A 17,378-nucleotide genomic window follows, 5' to 3' on the forward strand; every position below is an offset into this window, starting at 1 on the left:
ATTATATCTTCTCCGATTGTTGTTCGTGTATGCCGCGTTTAAAGATTGTTCGCACTATCACATAAAACACAGGCACGAAAAATATACCGAACGCCGTTGAAGCTATGGTTCCGCCCAGAACGCCCGTTCCCAGAGAATGACGACCGCCGGAGCCTGCGCCGGAGCTTATCACCAGAGGAAAAACCCCAAGCATGAACGCAAAAGAAGTCATAAGTATCGGGCGAAGCCTCATATGCGCCGCCTGAACGGTGGCTTTAAGAAGAGGCATCCCCTTCTCTTCCAGCTCTTTTGCAAACTCGACGATAAGGATACCGTTTTTCGCCGCCAGACCGATTGTTGCCAGCAGACCGACCTGGAAATAAACGTCGTTGTTCAGTCCGCGCAAAGTCGTAAACAGAAGCGTACCCACAATACCTATCGGCACTGCCAGCATCACGGAAAAAGGTATCGACCAGCTTTCATAAAGACCCGCAAGACACAGGAAGATGAAAAGCAGCGATATAGCATACAGATAAGGAGCCTGATTGCCGGACTGCAATTCCTGATAAGACAGGCCCGACCATGAATAGCCGAAGCCGTTCGGAAGGTCTTTGATCATCTTTGCCATTTCATCCATAGCAGTACCGGAGCTTACTCCGTCCGCCGCCTGTCCGCTGATCTCCATTGACGCAAAACCGTTGAATCTTGTCAATGATGCCGGCTCGTATTTCCATGAGGTTGATGAGAACGAGGAGAAAGGAACCATATCGCCGTCGCTGTTTTTGACAGACCATTTGTCAATGTCCGCAGGCATCATACGCGCGTCCGCCTCGCCCTGTACATAAACTTTCTTTATGTTGTCCTTATTTATGAAGTCATTAATATATGTACTTCCCACAGCAGTGGAAAGAACGTCGTTAATGTCGCTCTGGCTCAATCCTAGAGCGCCTGCTTTGGAATCGTTTATCTTAACGTCAAATGTCGGCGCGTCTTCCAGATTGTCGTAACGTACCGACGACAGATTATCATTTTTACCAGCCATGGCGATTACTTTGTCTTTTGCATCAACAAGAGCGTCGTGTCCGGAACCCGCAAGATCCTGCAATTCAAATGTAAAGCCTGAAGACTGCCCCAGACCGGGTATACCGGAAGGCGATATAGCGAATATCTGCGCATCTTTGAACATGCCGTGCACTGTGCCGTTCAACCGTCCGGCGATCTCTCCGGCACTGGCTTCTCTCTCGTCCCAGTCTTTAAGCTTTATAAATCCCATACCTGAGTTCTGCCCACCCCCTCCCATACTGAATCCGCTAACTGACATAACGGATGCTATCTCCGGCTGAACGGAAGCATATTCGGATATCTGATCCAGCACTTTCTGCGTCTGCTGCTGGGTTGAACCGGATGGAAGTTTCACCTGCACCATCAACATCCCCTGATCCTCTTCCGGAAGGAATGACGTCGGCAGGTGCATAAACAAAGTGACCATAACAGCAATGAGTATGCTGTAAATTAAAAGTGCAAACTTCTTTCTGTGCAGTGTCTTATCGACTACCATCTGGTAAAGCCGTGATGATTTATCAAATTTTATATTAAACCAGCCGAAAAACCTGCCCAAAGGACCACGCGCACCGCTGTGTCCGCCTTTTTTTATGGGTTTCAGCATGGTTGCACACAATGCAGGGGTAAGGGTCATTGCAACCAGAACCGAAAGCATCATTGAAGAAGCAATGGTCACGGAGAACTGACGGTATATAACTCCGGTTGATCCGCCGAAAAATGCCATGGGAAGGAAAACGGCTGTCAGAACAAGGACGATCCCTATCAACGCCCCTTTTATCTGCCCCATGGATTTCTTTGTCGCCTCTTTCGGTGAAAGCCCCTCCTCGCTCATGATACGTTCCACGTTTTCAACCACGACAATGGCATCGTCAACCAAAAGCCCTATGGCAAGAACCATGGCGAACATTGTCAGCGTGTTGATGGAATATCCCAGAGCGGAGAGGATTCCGAAGGTTCCCATAAGAACGACAGGCACTGCAACCGCGGGAATAAGCGTTGCCCTCCAGTTCTGCAGAAACAGATACATGATTGCAACAACAAGGATTATCGCTTCTATAAGGGTCTGAACCACTTCCTCAATGGATATCTGAACAAACGGGGTTGTATCATATGCCACATGGTAATTCAAACCTGCCGGAAAGAAGGGTTTCAGCTCTTTAAGTTTTGCATCCACTATCTTTGAAACGCTTAACGCATTTGCCCCGGATGACAGTTCTATACCCATTCCGGAAGCATCCTGACCGTTAAATTTACTTATCATCGTATAATCTTCACTGCCAAGCTCCACCTTTGCCACGTCGGAAAGACGTATATCGGAACCGTCAGTCTGAGTTTTAAGAACTATATTTTTAAATTCATCAACTGTGGTAAGTTTGCTTCTCGCACTGATTGTTGCCGTAAGTTCCTGTTTGTCAACAGCGGGAAGAGAGCCGAGAGAACCGGCGGCAACGTCCGTATTCTGCGCTTCCACGGCACTGACTATGTCGGAAGGCATCAGAGAATAGGTTCGCATTTTTTCCGGATCCATCCAGATCCGCATGGAATATTCCGACCCCATGACCCTTATGTTTCCCACACCGTCAAGACGGCTTATCTGATCTTTCAGGGTGGTAACCATATAATCCGCTATATCAGTACTGTTCATACTGCCGTTGTCCGACGTAAATGCCAGAACCATGAATATGTTGCCTGAAGATTTCGTTACGGTTACACCGTCATTCTGAACCGATTGCGGAAGGGATGATTCAGCTTCCTGTAATTTATTCTGTACCTGCACCTGCGCGGTATCGGGATCGGTTCCAGCTTTGAACGTCAGCGTTATGCTGGAACTGCCGGACGATGAACTGGAAGACGACATATACAAAAGATTATCCAGTCCCGTCATGCTCTGCTCTATCACCTGAGTAACGGATTTCTCGACAGTATTTGCCGATGCACCTGTATAGGTTGAGTTTATGGAAACACTTGGGGGCGCAATATCAGGGTATTGCTCAATGGGAAGAGTGTATATTGAAAAAGCTCCGGCAAGAGTTATGACAATTGCCAGAACCCACGATAGTATCGGGCGCTCAATGAAAAAATCTGCCATGTCTGTATCCCCTTAAATCATCTATTTGGTAACAGCGGTCTGCTCGCTGCTTTGTGTTATTTTAACTGTCTGACCTGAAGAAACACTGCTGGCACCGCTGACTATAAGTTTGTCGCCAGCTTTAAGACCTCCGGATACGACCCAGAAGTTACCGTAATTGCTGTCTGTTCTGATGTTTTGCAAAACAACCTTATTATCATTGCCAACTATTTTAACCTGTGGTTCACCCTTACTGTCTCTGGTCACAGATGAAACAGGAACAAGAATTGCCTGTGTGTTTACAGCCATAGGCAAAACAGCCTGCACATAGGTACCAGGTAAAAGAAGGTTTTCAGGATTAGGAACCTTTACGCGCAATTTGACGCTTCCCGTCCCCGTGTCCACAGTCGCACCTACAAAATTAAGCTCCCCTTTGTGCTGATATTCCGAACCGTCTTCAAGGATTATTTTAACCGGAATAGTACCCTGAACCTCAGACAGATCACCTGCTTTTATCCGTTTTCTCAACGCGAGCAGTCTTGCGCTTGTTTCTGTCACGTCAACATAAATAGGATCAAGCTGCTGAATGGTGGTCAGAGCATCCTCCTGATCCGCCGTTACAAGAGCACCAGGGGTATATGCAGAAGTGCTGATCCTTCCGGAGATAGGCGCTGTTATTCGGGTATATCCCAGATTTATGGCAGCAGTTTCCAAGGCGGCCTTTGCAGAAATAACCGCAGCGGCTGCCTGTTTATATTCAGATACAGCATCCGCAGCATCCTGTTTGCTGACAGCCTCTATACCGACCAGACTCTGATACCTTTCAGCCTTCTGACGCGCAGATTCAACAGCGGCATCCGCCTTGGCAAGATCGCCCTCGGCGCTGTCATACGCTGCCCGATATTTTTTAGAATCCAGCAGGTAGAGAACCTGACCCTCTTTAACCTGCTGTCCCTCCTGAAACATACGTTTCTGTATAATTCCCCCGACCTGCGGACGGACGTCGGAGACCGTATAAGCCACAGTGCGGCCGTTAAGAGACTGTTCTATCTTGATATTATGTTTTACCAACGACGTAACGGACACTTCCTGAACCTGTTCAGGGTTATTTGCCGTCGGCGGCTGTGAACAGCCTGAAAGAATAAATAATGACGCAATAACACATTGCGCCGCTCTTCTCTTGAATATTGCTTTGATATCACACATTATTTCACCTTTGTTCATGGATTATTTTTTATTTAAAGTCAGATCAATATCCGGTCTATCCTGCGGAAGGTAACAGTTGACCTTAACCAGAACTTCTATAAATTCTGCCCTCAGTTCATCAGACAGACCGGAAAGCAGCCTGTCATACACACTGATTGTCAGATCTCTTAAACCCTCAAGTACTTTTTCGCCTCTTGTCGTGATAAATACCCATTTTTTACGATGATCTTTTTTATCCGTTACCCTGCGCACCATTCTGTTCTTTACAAGACTGTCCACCAGTTTGCTCGCGGCATTGTGTGAAATAGAAGACTGATCCGCTATCATAGATATTGTCTGCGGTCCGCACTTGAGAAGGTAAAACAAAGTATTGTACTGATTGAACGAATAATTAGAGTAGCGGATATTTTTGCTTAAATAGGGAAAGATGTAAGATGTGGCAAGTCCGTGCAGCTGATCCATCAACTCTCCCAAAGTTCTCTGTTCCTGATTTTCTGTTTCTGCTGTCAAATTATATTCCTCACTGAATTATATTCCAAAGATCATATTTTATTTACCAAGTTCAACAGATATTTACATCAACATATCTTTCATATGATATCCACAGATAAAGCACACATTTCAGCATCGCAGCATTTGAAAAAAACGTTTCCATTCAAATTTTTTATTGCGCAAATTTCTTTTGTGAATATACTGACTGACTACTCAGTCAGTGAGGTGAGTTTTGACCAAAAAACAGAAGATACTGCGCGAAGCCGCAAGGCTTTTTGCTGAAAAGGGTTTCATCGAAACCAGCACACAGGAGATAGCCGAGGCGGCAGAAACCGCCACCGGAACCATCTTTTACCATTTCGCCACCAAAGAGGGGATACTGAAAGAGATATACGTTAACCTCATTAACGAATATCTCGAAACCATGAAGCAGGTATCCGCATCATCGGAAAACGGGCTTTCCGCAGTGGAAAAGGTACTTCGTATGCACTTCGCGTTCTCAAGAGACTACCGCGCGGAATTCACCGTTTGCCATAGGGACATGCCCGCCCAGATAGTCTTTGACGACAACCGCAGGAACACAATGCGCAGAAACACCGACATAAGCATAACCATTGTGAAAGAAGCGATCGAAAGAGGTATAGCCGACGGCTCCATAAAGCCTGATGCAGACCCCGTTAACGATGCAAAACTCATAAAGGCGATGCTGTTGGGTACTGCCAGACTGACACACCTTCACATGACAGAGTTTGACGATGCGGAGAAGACAACATGCGATTTCTGCATGTCCGCACTCAGAAACAGAGGTAAAGAATGAGACTTTTTATTTTATTGATGCTCTTCATACTTCCGGCAATGTGTTTCGCCGGAACGCTGACCCTGCGGGATGCCATAGCAACTGGGCTTCAGAACAGCTATTCCGTCATGATACAAAAAAGTGCAGCCGACTCAGGACGTGAAAACGTTACGGCGGAAGACGCAAAATTCGACCCTGTGGCGGGCGGTTCCGTATCAGCAGGCGGTTCAAACCAGCCTACCTCCTATTCACCCTATAACATGGACTATCTGAAAGAGCGTACCCTTGCCGCCACAGCCGAACTGGAGAAACTCCACAGAAACGGTATGACTGGCAGATTTGCACTTGAAACCTCAAAACTTGGAACAAACGACCCTTATGAAGAGCTGGATCCCCAGTACAGAACAGTATTTCTGATGAACATAATCCAGCCTATTCTTAAAAACTACGGAAAGGACATAAACGCAACAGGAGTTAAGAACGCCGAACTGTCTTTCAAACAGGCGGAATATGACCTTTATGCAAAAATGACGGCAACTGCGGCGGAGATAGAGACCGCATATTACGCCCTGGTTCGTGCGCAGGACGTTCTCGCCCTTTCAAAGACATCCGAACAGCTGGCAAAAGACCTTCTGGATTCAGACAGAAAACGGTTCAACGCAGGCATAATCCCCATCACAGAGGTGCAGGAGGCGGAAACGGCTCTTGCAGGAAGACGAGAGCAGACGGTGAATGCTCAGGCGTCAGTCCGGTCGGCGGTCATCGCACTCGAAAACCTTATCAATGCCGATATAGACGGCATGTCAGCGGAAAAACTGAATCCTGTTTTCATAACTCCTGACGAGAGCGAGTTTTATAAGACCGCTCTCAGCACAAATCCCGACATAGAGAAACAGCGCACGGAGCTTGAAAAACGGGACATAACCATAAAATATCTGAAAAATCAGGAGCTTCCTGAACTTGACGCAATGGCGACACTGGGAGTGATAGGTTTTTCCGGCAATCAGACCACATCCAATCATTTCGATGGCTATTATCAGGATTCTCTTTCTGATATGACAAGCGGAGACGGATTTGAATGGAAGCTGGGACTGAGCGTTTCCTATCCTCTTGGTGCGAGAGGTGCAAAAGCGCGCACGGCATCGGCATCCGCAGAAAAGATGCGCGCCGTGTACACACTGAAAAAGCTGGAGCAGGACACAAAATCACAGATACGCACGGCTGCCACAGCCATGAAGAGCGGACAGGACCGCTATGCCATAGCTCAGGATTTCGTCCGGCTGGCGGACGTGACCCTTTCGCAGGAGATGAAAAAGCTGAGCGAAGGTCTGTCGGACACTTTCCGCGTGCTTAAATTTCAGGAAGACCTTACAGATGCCAGAATACGCGCCGTAAACGCAGTTTATGACTACAGAAAAGGCGAAGCGGAACTTTACAGATCAGCCGGAACAAACCTTGACCGTTTCGGTTTCAAAACGGGGGAATAGATGAACGCCGAAGAATACTCTAAAAAGCTTGAAAAACAGGTTATGAAACCTGTGAAGAAGAAGAAGCTGGTACTTTATGCCGTAATAACAGTCGTCGCGGCACTTCTTCTGATACATTATACGCCGAAAATCGTTTATGCAATGCACCACGAGACCACCGACAACGCCTTTGTAAAAGGCGACATGGTTCCCGTCTCGCCGCAGGTGAAAGGGCGCATTTCAAAGGTATATATAGAAGACAATATGCAGGTGAAAGCCGGCGACATTCTGTTTGAGATAGAAAAAGCGGACTATGAAATAGCTCTCGCCAAAAGCCGCGAGGAACTTTCTGCGGCAGAAGCGCAGATAGCCGCCATCAACGCATCGGCGGCACAGACAGAGCAGAGCGTCAAACAGGCACAGTCGCTCCTTGCAAAAGCGCAGACGGAGAAAAACTTTGCCGACAGAGAACAGCAGCGCTACGCCCGTCTCGTGTCCGAAAATCTTGTTTCAAAGAGCTTCTACGACAGTGTGAAGGCAAAATCGGACGAAACAACATCACAGGCAGCGGCGGCTGAAGCTTCCGTAAAAATGGCATCCGCCAGCCTCTCCGCCATAGAGGCGAACAGAAAGGCGGCGGAATATAAAGCGGCATCGGCACAGCAGGCGGTCAAAGCCGCTGAGCTTGACCTTGAACGCACAGTAATACGCGCACCCAGAAGCGGACGCATCGGACAGAACAATGTCAAAATCGGCAGATTTGTACAGCCGGGACAAACAGTAATATCCCTTGTGGGATCGGAAAAGCTCTGGATAGAGGCGAACTTCAAAGAGACACAGCTCAACCACATCCGCGTGGGTCAGCCTGTCGAAATAAAAGCGGACGCATTCCCCGATATGAAGATAAACGGGCATGTGGACAGCATCCAGCCAGGCACAGGTTCGGCATTCAGCCTGCTTCCGGCGGAGAACGCCACAGGCAACTTTGTTAAAGTTGTTCAGCGCGTTCCGGTAAAAATACTCATAGACGGCGACCCGGGTCTTCTTGTCCCGGGTCTGTCCGTGGAACCCAGTGTAAAGATAAAATAATATGTCACAATCAAGCAATAAACTGATGATAACCCTGACAGTTATGTCGGGAGCCATCATCAGCGCACTGGACACCAGCATCGTGAACGTTGCTCTGCCGTACATGCGGGGCAATATGGGCGCCTCCGTTGAAGAGATTGCGTGGGTATCCACATCGTATATCCTTGCAAACGTTATTATTATGCCCATCATCGGACTTCTCAGTGCCAGATACGGAAGAAAAAACTTCTATCTGGCAAGCGTGGTTCTGTTCACAATAACATCCATGCTGTGCGGTATCGCATGGGATCTTAACTCAATGATATTTTTCAGAGTATTACAGGGTATCGGCGGCGGCGCGCTCATTCCGGTTTCGCAGGCGATCCTGCGTGAAAACTATCCGCCGGAACAGCAGGGACTTGCCATGGGCATCTTCGGTCTTGGCGTCGTTATGGGTCCGGCGTTCGGTCCCACACTGGGCGGCTGGCTCACAGACCACTTTTCATGGCCATGGATATTTTTCATCAACCTTCCCATAGGGATTCTGAGCATCCTGCTCACAATGAAATATGTACAGGATCCTCCCTACCTCGAACGTAAAAAAGAGAGGTGGGACATGGCTGGGCTTCTGTTCATGGTGGTGGGTCTCGGCTCGCTCCAGCTTATGCTTGAAGAGGGTCAGACTAAGGACTGGTTCGCTTCCGACTATATCAGGATACTTGCGGTATCCGCAGTGGTTGGACTTTCTCTTTTCATATGGCGCGAACTCACAGCAGAGAAACCCGCGGTGAACATAAGGCTTCTGAAAGACAGGACATTCTGCACGGGAACGTTTCTCGGAGGGGTTCTCGGGATAAGCCTTTTTGCGTCGCTGTTCCTTCTGCCTCTGTTTCTCCAGCAGCTTCTGGGATATCCGGCGTTCGATTCGGGACTTGCCATGATGCCCCGAAGTCTTGCCATGGCATTCTTTATGCCGGTTGTCGGACGATTGTACACCATTCTCGGCGCACGTACACTTATCGCGGCGGGGCTTGCCGTGAACGCTTTCAGTTTCTGGGAACTTTCTACCCTGTCTCTTGACATTGGCTATTGGGACATCTTCTTTCCGCAGGTCTGGCAGGGATTCGGTTTCGGGGCGATATTCGTCGCGCTGTCAACTGTCACTCTATCCACAGTGGAAAAGTCCAAAATGACCGACGCATCGGGACTTTACAACGTTGTCAGGCAGGTATTCGGTTCCGTTGGGATCGCGCTTTCAGCTACGTTTCTGACACGTTACGAAACAGTTTACCACAGTTTCCTCGTTGAAAAGATAACCGCTGTCAGCGATGCAACCCAGAATCTTCTTTCGGGGCTTGGCGGAATGTACTTCTCTTCGGGGTACGACCCGGACAGAGCGTCCATGATGAGCATACAGGCTGTGAACGGGCTGGTGACAAAACAGGGAGCCATGATGGCGTTCAACCACGTCTTCCTGCTGGTGGCGCTACTGTTCCTTGTCAGTCTGCCTCTGGTTCTTCTTTTGAAAGATGAAAAGAAACCTACTGCATCAGGTCAGGTACACGTTGATTAGTGTACGGGTTTCAGGAACATTTCGTAAAGAGTAAGCAGTATCTCAAAAACTATAAGAATAACGATATACCACTCGACACGCAGTGAATGGCTGTTATGCAGCAGCCCCAGCTGCGTTTCGGCGGTGGTGTTTATAAGCCTCAGCTTCTTTTCAAGTGCGTCGTTGCGCTCTTTTATCTCGTATTCATCCTCAAGACGGGCATAGAATTTTTCAAGTTCAGGATGCTCCCAGAGCACCTCAGGCTTTTCATGCACCTCAACACGACCTATCATGTTTTGCTGTGCCATGAGAGTTGCGCCTATGGTTCTTTTAAGCGCCGAAGAGCTGACCTTGCGGTGAAATCCGGTCATAAGTTTTTCAGCTATCGGCTCCGTTTCGCTGAAAACCTCTGACATTACAGATTCATAGCGCTCCAGCATAACGCTCTTTGCCAGAATGTCCGCCATAACAAGAACGTGTTCGCGCGTAAGCGCCTGTATACGCGCCTGTTCACTGCCCACCTCGTCCACACCTCCACCAAGTTCAATGGAGATGTCTTCGCTCTTCTGGACAGCATGGGGGTTTTCCATGAATGGTTTGAGTTCGCTGAAAACATCCTCCCGCTCACGTTCGTTAAGCCCCGCCGTGGCGACAACGCCGAAGCGGAACACAACAACCCACTGGTTGTCACCAAGCCGGAAGGAAAGGGGGAGATGGCTGGTGCGTTCGCCCAGCTCTATTCCTTTGGTCTTTATCTTTTCGCACAGGGATGTAGCTATCATTGTAAGGCTCATATGCGCTTCCTTGTATATCGTTTCTCAGAAACAATATACTGCTTTTAAAAGAAAAAAATTATTAAATCTTTGTCAGATCGGCTCGCGTGTTTTATTGAGCATCTTTTCAAGCGTGAGCAGAAGTTCCTTGAAATCCGCACTCTTTGCAAGCACCTGAACATTTTTGAACTCTGTCAGAGCAGGCTCAAGCTCCTCCGGAAGCCGTGCCGTATAAACAATCACATGAATTTTGTCCAGACACCCTTCTTCGTTCAGATTATTGAGTACCTCAAGCCCGTTAATTCCCGGCATGCTGTAATCAAGAATTATAATGTCGGGAACTATCGCCTTAAGGCTATGACCCATTTCAAAAGCATTTGAAGCAATATTGACAGTCATCCGCGGAAAGCGCTGAAACAGCCTCTTGAGAGAGTTCAGCATATTCTGCTCGTCATCAACGATAAGCACCCTTATGCTGTTGGTTCTGAAAACATCAGGTACAAACCTGCCCTCCGCAGTGAGGTAGCTCTCTATGCTGGCAGGGGAAATATATGTTACCCCGTCTCTGTCCTCTGCCGTAAGAATACCCTGACCGATAAGCTCTTTCAGCTTCGCCGCCTTTATTCCTGTGACAAGCTCGACATATGACAGTTTGAACATTTTACCTCCGTCATTTCCCGATATTCCACACCTCGGACATTATGTATGTGGTGTTGTTCAGCTTTTCTTTGTTCAGAATACCGTATATGCATTTATCTATGAACATATCGTCCACACTCTCTCCGTTCTCAAGTGCGGCGGCAATCTTTACCATTGCGGAATATGCCGCGGCAATAACACGATTCTCCTCCGACACCTTCTCAGGTCTGCCCACATAAAGGATTATCTCAAGTATCTCGAACGGTATGTTGTACAGGTCGAGAAAACTGCATGTTATGGCTGCACTGCTGTCGGTGATATGCCCCATTTCGGTTTCCGCCTCTTCAAAGGATAATCCGCATCCTTCCGAGAATGCAGTCGTGCCGTAATATCTGTCGGGGTGGTAACTTAGAAGGATTATCTTCCCTATACATGAAATGACACCCAGCGTATTGGAAATCTGTCTGTTGTATTTCTGACCGCTGTGAACAAGATAGTGCTCCACTGCCTTGTTAAGAACGAGTCCGTGACTGAATATCCTTGCCAGTTCCTTTTCGATGCGAGGTCCGGCGCCAAGTCCTTCGGACAGCTTATACATCAGGACAATTTCCTTAACGGTATTAAGTCCTATCATAAGTATAGCCTGCTCAAGGGTAGCACTGCCCTTTCCGCTGTAAAAAACAGAATTGCCTATCTGAAGAATCTTAGCCGTAAGCGAGGCATCCCTTTTAAAAATGGAAGCTATATGATCAATTGATTCACCGCTGTTCACGGCATCGTCAAGCTCGTAATATATTCTCGGTATGCTCGGCAGTTTATTTATACTGCTGAAAATACGGATGATTTCTTTATCTTTTATCTGCCGCATGGTGGTCAGTACATGCATCACTTTTCCCACAAGGTCATAATCAGTCCAGGGTTTTTTAAAATATGCCATTGCGGTTCCTTTGCCGATGGCATAGGTCATAGCGTCAGGTTCCGCATATCCGCTTATCACTGCACGGAACATATCAGGGTATGTATCCTTGACCGACTCAAGAAGCTGTATGCCGTTGATATCCGGCATTCTGTAATCGCATAGGAAAAAATCCACCTTATTTGATGCAAGAAGCTCCACAGCCTGCTGTGAGCTGTTTGCTGTCAATACCTCTATATCGTGGTTCATGAACAGTCTTCGCATTGAATTAAGGATATTCTGTTCGTCGTCAACTATCAGAATGGTTCCCTGTTTCTCCATATCAAACCTCTCTGCTGAGCGGCAGACGGAATGTAAAAAGCGTCCTGCCCGGCTCGCTCTCAACATCGAAAGCGCCTTTATGTCTGTGAGCAACAATGTCGTAAGAGATATTAAGCCCCAGTCCCGTACCTTCCCCCACGGGTTTGGTTGTAAAGAACGGGTCGAAGACCTTGTGCATATTATCAGCCGAAATACCGGGACCGTCGTCCTCAACAGAACAGACAGCCATTCCGTCTTCCGTCCACGTTCTGACTGTTACACGTCCCGCAGTCTCTCTTTTCTGACCTTTTATCGCCTGAACAGAGTTGAGTATTAAGTTTAAAAGAACCTGATTGATCTCGCCGGCATTGAACTCAAAATCGGGAACGTTCCCAAGTATCAGCTCAACGGCAGCAACAAATTTTGCCTGACCGGACACTATTGCGGCAGTGGTCTGCACACTGCTGTTCAGACTGCCCGTTTTAAAACTTCCGCCGTCTATACGGGCAAACGCCAGCAGATTATTCACGATGCCTGATACACGCTTAAAACCGTCAGCGGATTCAGTGAAAATGTCTTTTGTGTCCTGAAGTATATTGTCTATTTTATATTTTGCACGGAGCTCCGCCGTTGTCTCTTTTCCGACAGCGCTCTCCAGAATTTTTATATAGCTCCAGACGGAAATGCTGTAGTTTTTGAGTGCTTCAAAATTTCCGGCTACAAAACCGATGGGGTTATTGAGTTCATGTGCGATTCCCGATGCAAGCTGACCAAGGGCGGCAAGCTTCTCCTGACGAATCATTACTGAACGGGCGGCATATACGTTCTCACAGCTCCGGCTTTCGGCGTCTTTCAGAAGCTCTTCCAGATAAGCCGAGCGCTCTTTTGACCGCCTGAGTTCGGTATAAGTTTCAGCTACCGCCTTTGCCGCGAACAAAGTTTCAGGTGAGGCATACTTTTCTATGAGTGACTCAGCATAGGACGCGAATTCATACGATGATTCCGGTCCGGACTCCAGCATACCTATGAATTGTGCTATGTCAGACATATCATACTCCTGTCTGACAATTATAACATATTTAATGAATTAAATGATATCAGTAAAAGGTTTTCTGAGATTCTGAATGTTCGTGACATCTGCCGCAGCAGACATGTTCTATGCTCTCTCTGTCCTGCGGATCGTCCTTGTCTCCGGCACACGAGCATTTTCTAACAAAAAGATAATACGTAATATAAATTACAGCCGACAAAACCAGTGATATAAATATTAAAACATCGGAATCCATATTATCCTCCATACCGGATTAAATTGATAATGGTTATCATTATCAATTATTGAAATTAATGTCAAGTGTATTTTTTTAAGTACCGCATTCTTGCCATATGCATTAAAGAGGCATATGATAGGTATCTGTTTTTGTTATACGGGGTGCTATATGAATAAGGTTCTTGAAAAACCCATGTTCTGGATAGTCATAGCTGTTCTGCTGACTGTCTTTGAAAAATCACCCGCCGTTGCCCTCTGCATAGGCGCAGCAATCAGCCTTATCTGGGGAAACCCTATCCAGAAGGTTACCGGCGGTTATTCCAAAAAACTTTTACAGCTCTCTGTTATCCTTCTCGGCTTCGGTTTACAGCTTGCGGTGGTTCTCCGCGTGGGTCTGGCGTCAATCGGTCTGACACTTGTCAGCATAAGCCTTACGATGGCAGTGGGCTTTATGCTCGCGTCTTTTTTCAGGGTTGACCGCAACCTCGGCATCCTTCTGTCCAGCGGAACCGCCATCTGCGGAGGAAGCGCCATAGCGGCAATGTCCCCCGCCATCGGTGCGAGCCATGCACAGACAGCCATTGCCATGGCAGTTGTTTTTCTGCTTAACGGACTTGGGCTTATCATTTTCCCGCACATAGGAACTTCTCTTGGCATGAGCCAGACGGATTTCGGCATATGGAGCGCACTCGCCATACACGACACAAGCTCAGTTGTGGGCGCGGCTGCAATATACGGTACACAGGCGCTTGCTGTGGCTACAACCGTGAAGCTCACACGCGCACTCTGGATACTCCCGCTCTCATTCGCAGGAGCAAAGCTCAACAGATCTGAGAGCAAAGCAAAATTTCCATATTTTCTTCTGGGATTTCTTCTTGCAGCACTTATACGCTCATACGTTCCGGCACTTGATACTTTCTGGGACGGAATGGCTCTCACAGGCAAAAAAATTATGGTGGCAACACTGTTCCTCGTCGGTTCGGGTCTCACCGTAACAGAGCTTAAAAAGATAGGAACCGGCGCCCTTCTGATGGCTGTAACTTTATGGGTGATAGTCTCATGCGTCTCCCTCTGGGCAATCAAAAGCGGGCTGATTCACCTTAATCTGCCGATGTAATTTGTACTTGTTTAAGGCGGGCATATCAGGTAATTTGATGATATTGAAACCATGCGGAAGGTCTGATGAGCTATACTGAGTTTTTTGAGTTTAAGGAACATCCTTTCAGGATAACGCCCGATGTAGAGTATTTCTTCGCCAGTCCGAACCACATGGAGGCGCTCCAGTCGCTTAAGTATTTCGTGGATTCCGACGAAGGCTTTCTGGTGCTGACAGGTGAACCGGGTACGGGAAAGACCATAACCATGCGCAAGTTTATGAATGAACTGCCAGATACAGTGGAATACGCATACGTTATGTTCCCTTCTCTGGAACCGGAAGAGATGTTTCGTGCAGTGCTTGAAGATTTCGGATTCCCCATAGGCGAAAACCAGACAAAGAATACGCTGTTCTCCGGTTTCCGCGATTTTCTCACAGAAAAAAAGAGGCAGGGCAAGCAGCCTCTGCTGATAATAGACGAAGCGCAGAACCTCCCCGAAAGAACCCTTGAGGAACTGCGTATCCTATCCAATCTTGAAACTGAGAAGGAAAAGCTGATACGCTTTGTCATAGCGGGTCAGCCGGAGCTGGAAACAAAACTGAACTCTAACCAGCTCAGACAGCTCCGCCAGAGGATAACTCTATACATAAACCTTGATTACATGAGCCTTGAGGATATGTCTAAATACGTCGCTTTCAGGCTTTCAAAGGGCGGCTTCCACGGACAGTATCCGGACAGGGCATTTTATAAAAAACTTTATGCGTACACAGGCGGAAACCCCAGACTGGTGAACCTTGCCATGGAACGCACACTGATGGCAGCATACGTTGACCAGAACAAAGTGCTGACGGCAAAACATCTCTCATCCGCCGCCGCCAGCCTCAGGCTTGAAAAGGAAAAAATAAATATGAAATCAAAATTCTTCCTCTACGCCGGATTCGCCATTCTTGCCGCTGTTTTTGTGGCGGGAGCAATCTTTTACTACAGCAGTCTTTACGGAAAACATCAGGCGGAAACCCCTGCCCCGACCGCTCCGCCCGTTCAGGAGAAAAAGGCAGAGCCGAAAACGGCGCCTGTCGTCAGCAACATCCTTGAAGAACCGAAAACCGTTGCTCCGAAAAAAGGTATTACTAAAGCAAATGTACTGAATATGCGCGAACAGCCGGACATCACGTCCGCCGTTCTTGCCAAACTGCCCCTTGATACCCATATACTGATACTTCTGGACAGAGACAGATGGATGAATATCAGAGTTACAGTGGACGGAAAGGAACTTACAGGATGGGTCTACGGGCGAAACGTTGAAGTTGAAAATTGATTTTTTTCTTGAAAATTTCACGCAGAATTATATTATTTCAAAAAATATAAAACAGAAGGTGCAATATGCCTATATATGAATATTCGTGTCCAAAATGCGGCAAAGTCACTGAAAAACTGGTAAGCTTCAGCAAAGCTGATGAACCCGTCGAATGTCCCGAATGTAAAGGCGAAGCGAAGAGAATAATATCATCCTCAGCTTTCCACCTTAAAGGCGGCGGATGGGCTGCACAGGGATACGGAAAACAGGCGACCGCTCCCTCCTGCGCTGCGGCAGGCGGCGGATGCTGCGGATGTCCCGCGGCTAAGTCATAAGCCGTTTCAGAAAATAAAAAAACTGAATGAGCCGGGTCTTTTATGACCTGGCTTTTTTTGCGGCTGAATGAAGGTAATCGCCAAGAACTTTGTCGGAACGGGAGATATGGTGGTTAAGCCAGCTTGCCATAAACCTCTGCACCAGAAGAGGAAAAGCGTGATCAGCTCCCTTCCCTGCATATTCATCGGATATCCTGATAAGTTCCGAACGGAATTCATCGTGCTGAACCGCGTGTCCCTCGATGTCGTGGAAACGATACTTGATCATCACCTTTTCTTCTGAGATAAGGTGCTTTTCAGAATACTCGTTTAAAAAATCAAGAGCGAAGATGACATACTGTCTGCCCTCTCCGTTCTTCATTGCATCGGACAGCTTATTGAGTTCAAATATGAACTTTTTTGTGCCGTTGTCCATGAATGAAATGTTTGTACTGAATTCTTCTCCGAATACTGCCAATTTGAGCCTCGTGAAAATAATGGACATTTTACATCAAACGGGTTGCATTTCAAGACAAAAAATGTAATTTCTAATATAAATCGTATTCGGCATAAAACTGTTAAGGAAATTTAAATGTCAACTTTTGCAAAAATAAAAAGCCTTTTTGACTATGAGATACTGGAGACCTTCGAGACCGGTATAGTTCTGGCTGGAACAGAGGTTAAATCTGTCAAGGCAGGGAAGATCAGCATTAAGGAGTCCTTTGTTAAAATACTGTCAAATGAAATATGGCTTGTGAACTCCCACGTTGCCGAATATGAACAGGCAAACAGGTTCAACCATAATCCCACAAGAAGCAGAAAACTGCTGATGAAACGCAGGGATATAGACAGGCTCATCGGCAGGATTAAGGAAGCCGGACTTACGCTGGTGCCGATTTCCGTCTATCAGAAAAAACGTCTGGTAAAGGTTGAAATAGCTCTCGCTAAAGGCAAAAAGACGCACGACAAGAGAAACACCATCCGAGAACGCGACCTGCAACGCGAAATGGGCAGAGATATTAAACTCAAGTAGACTTTAAAATAATCATAATATTTTTAAAATAGACTTTATAATTATTATTGTTT

The 17,378-nt window shown here is 47.2% G+C and carries 16 protein-coding genes; 8 read left to right on the forward strand and 8 right to left on the reverse strand.

All coding sequences use genetic code 11. The annotated features are described in order from the left end of the window. Window position 1: 1 nt before the first annotated feature. From LRY47_RS13650 to LRY47_RS13660, 3 genes are read right to left on the reverse strand one after another with little or no spacing between them, the layout of a single operon-like run. The gene (locus tag LRY47_RS13650) at window positions 2-3,130 is read right to left on the reverse strand and encodes an efflux RND transporter permease subunit (protein ID WP_295226362.1); all 3,129 of its coding nucleotides are present in this window, start codon (window positions 3,128-3,130) and stop codon (window positions 2-4) included. Window positions 3,131-3,151: 21 nt separating this feature from the next. Continuing rightward, complete coding sequence (locus tag LRY47_RS13655; protein WP_295226364.1) at window positions 3,152-4,315, reverse strand: efflux RND transporter periplasmic adaptor subunit; 1,164 nt, start codon at window positions 4,313-4,315, stop codon at window positions 3,152-3,154. 21 nt (window positions 4,316-4,336) lie between these two features. After that, window positions 4,337-4,777: a MarR family transcriptional regulator gene (locus LRY47_RS13660; RefSeq protein WP_295226366.1), complete on the reverse strand. Its 441-nt coding sequence runs from the start codon at window positions 4,775-4,777 to the stop codon at window positions 4,337-4,339. A 262-nt stretch (window positions 4,778-5,039) separates the two neighbouring features. Here LRY47_RS13660 and LRY47_RS13665 point away from each other — a divergent pair, with 262 nt between their 5' ends. The 4 genes from LRY47_RS13665 to LRY47_RS13680 are packed head-to-tail and all read left to right on the forward strand — an operon-like array spanning window position 5,040 to window position 9,710. Next, on the forward strand, window positions 5,040-5,624 hold the full coding sequence (locus LRY47_RS13665; protein ID WP_295226367.1) for a TetR/AcrR family transcriptional regulator: 585 nt from the start codon (window positions 5,040-5,042) through the stop codon (window positions 5,622-5,624). Beyond that, window positions 5,621-7,090 carry a TolC family protein gene (locus tag LRY47_RS13670; RefSeq protein WP_295226369.1) on the forward strand — a complete coding sequence of 490 codons (1,470 nt, stop codon included), beginning with the start codon at window positions 5,621-5,623 and terminating at the stop codon, window positions 7,088-7,090. The genes LRY47_RS13665 and LRY47_RS13670 overlap by 4 nt, the downstream gene beginning before the upstream one ends. Continuing rightward, a complete protein-coding gene (locus LRY47_RS13675; protein WP_295226371.1) occupies window positions 7,091-8,158 on the forward strand; it encodes an HlyD family secretion protein in 1,068 nt (355 codons plus the stop codon). A gap of 1 nt (window position 8,159) precedes the next feature. Then, entirely contained in the window at window positions 8,160-9,710 is a 1,551-nt protein-coding gene (locus tag LRY47_RS13680; protein ID WP_295226373.1) for a DHA2 family efflux MFS transporter permease subunit, read from the forward strand. Here LRY47_RS13680 and LRY47_RS13685 read toward each other — a convergent pair. The 4 genes from LRY47_RS13685 to LRY47_RS13700 all read right to left on the reverse strand — a co-directional run bounded on the left by LRY47_RS13685 (window position 9,707) and on the right by LRY47_RS13700 (window position 13,365). Further along, window positions 9,707-10,483: an RMD1 family protein gene (locus LRY47_RS13685; RefSeq protein WP_295226375.1), complete on the reverse strand. Its 777-nt coding sequence runs from the start codon at window positions 10,481-10,483 to the stop codon at window positions 9,707-9,709. The two genes, LRY47_RS13680 and LRY47_RS13685, sit on opposite strands and share 4 nt — an antisense overlap. A 72-nt stretch (window positions 10,484-10,555) precedes the next feature. After that, a complete protein-coding gene (locus LRY47_RS13690) occupies window positions 10,556-11,122 on the reverse strand; it encodes a response regulator (RefSeq protein ID WP_295226377.1) in 567 nt (188 codons plus the stop codon). Between the two features lie 10 nt (window positions 11,123-11,132). Beyond that, a complete protein-coding gene (locus LRY47_RS13695; protein ID WP_295226379.1) occupies window positions 11,133-12,338 on the reverse strand; it encodes a response regulator in 1,206 nt (401 codons plus the stop codon). Window position 12,339: 1 nt separating this feature from the next. Then, a complete protein-coding gene (locus LRY47_RS13700; RefSeq protein WP_295226381.1) occupies window positions 12,340-13,365 on the reverse strand; it encodes an ATP-binding protein in 1,026 nt (341 codons plus the stop codon). A 388-nt stretch (window positions 13,366-13,753) separates the two neighbouring features. On the opposite strand from LRY47_RS13700, the gene LRY47_RS13705 reads away from it, so the two are divergent. The 3 genes from LRY47_RS13705 to LRY47_RS13715 all read left to right on the forward strand — a co-directional run bounded on the left by LRY47_RS13705 (window position 13,754) and on the right by LRY47_RS13715 (window position 16,313). After that, window positions 13,754-14,701 (forward strand): putative sulfate exporter family transporter, encoded by a 948-nt coding sequence (locus LRY47_RS13705; protein ID WP_295226382.1) that lies wholly within the window; start codon window positions 13,754-13,756, stop codon window positions 14,699-14,701. 65 nt (window positions 14,702-14,766) lie between these two features. Further along, complete coding sequence (locus LRY47_RS13710; RefSeq protein ID WP_295226384.1) at window positions 14,767-15,999, forward strand: AAA family ATPase; 1,233 nt, start codon at window positions 14,767-14,769, stop codon at window positions 15,997-15,999. A 65-nt stretch (window positions 16,000-16,064) separates the two neighbouring features. Continuing rightward, complete coding sequence (locus LRY47_RS13715) at window positions 16,065-16,313, forward strand: zinc ribbon domain-containing protein (protein WP_295226386.1); 249 nt, start codon at window positions 16,065-16,067, stop codon at window positions 16,311-16,313. 40 nt (window positions 16,314-16,353) lie between these two features. Here LRY47_RS13715 and LRY47_RS13720 read toward each other — a convergent pair whose 3' ends face one another. After that, on the reverse strand, window positions 16,354-16,770 hold the full coding sequence (locus tag LRY47_RS13720; RefSeq protein ID WP_295226388.1) for a hemerythrin domain-containing protein: 417 nt from the start codon (window positions 16,768-16,770) through the stop codon (window positions 16,354-16,356). A gap of 114 nt (window positions 16,771-16,884) precedes the next feature. Here LRY47_RS13720 and smpB point away from each other — a divergent pair, with 114 nt between their 5' ends. Beyond that, window positions 16,885-17,325 carry an SsrA-binding protein SmpB gene (gene smpB, locus LRY47_RS13725; RefSeq protein ID WP_295226390.1) on the forward strand — a complete coding sequence of 147 codons (441 nt, stop codon included), beginning with the start codon at window positions 16,885-16,887 and terminating at the stop codon, window positions 17,323-17,325. The last annotated feature ends 53 nt before the right edge of the window (window positions 17,326-17,378 follow it).

Source organism: Seleniivibrio sp., from assembly GCF_021209385.1.
In the GTDB taxonomy this organism is placed as follows: Bacteria; Chrysiogenota; Deferribacteres; order Deferribacterales; family Geovibrionaceae; genus Seleniivibrio.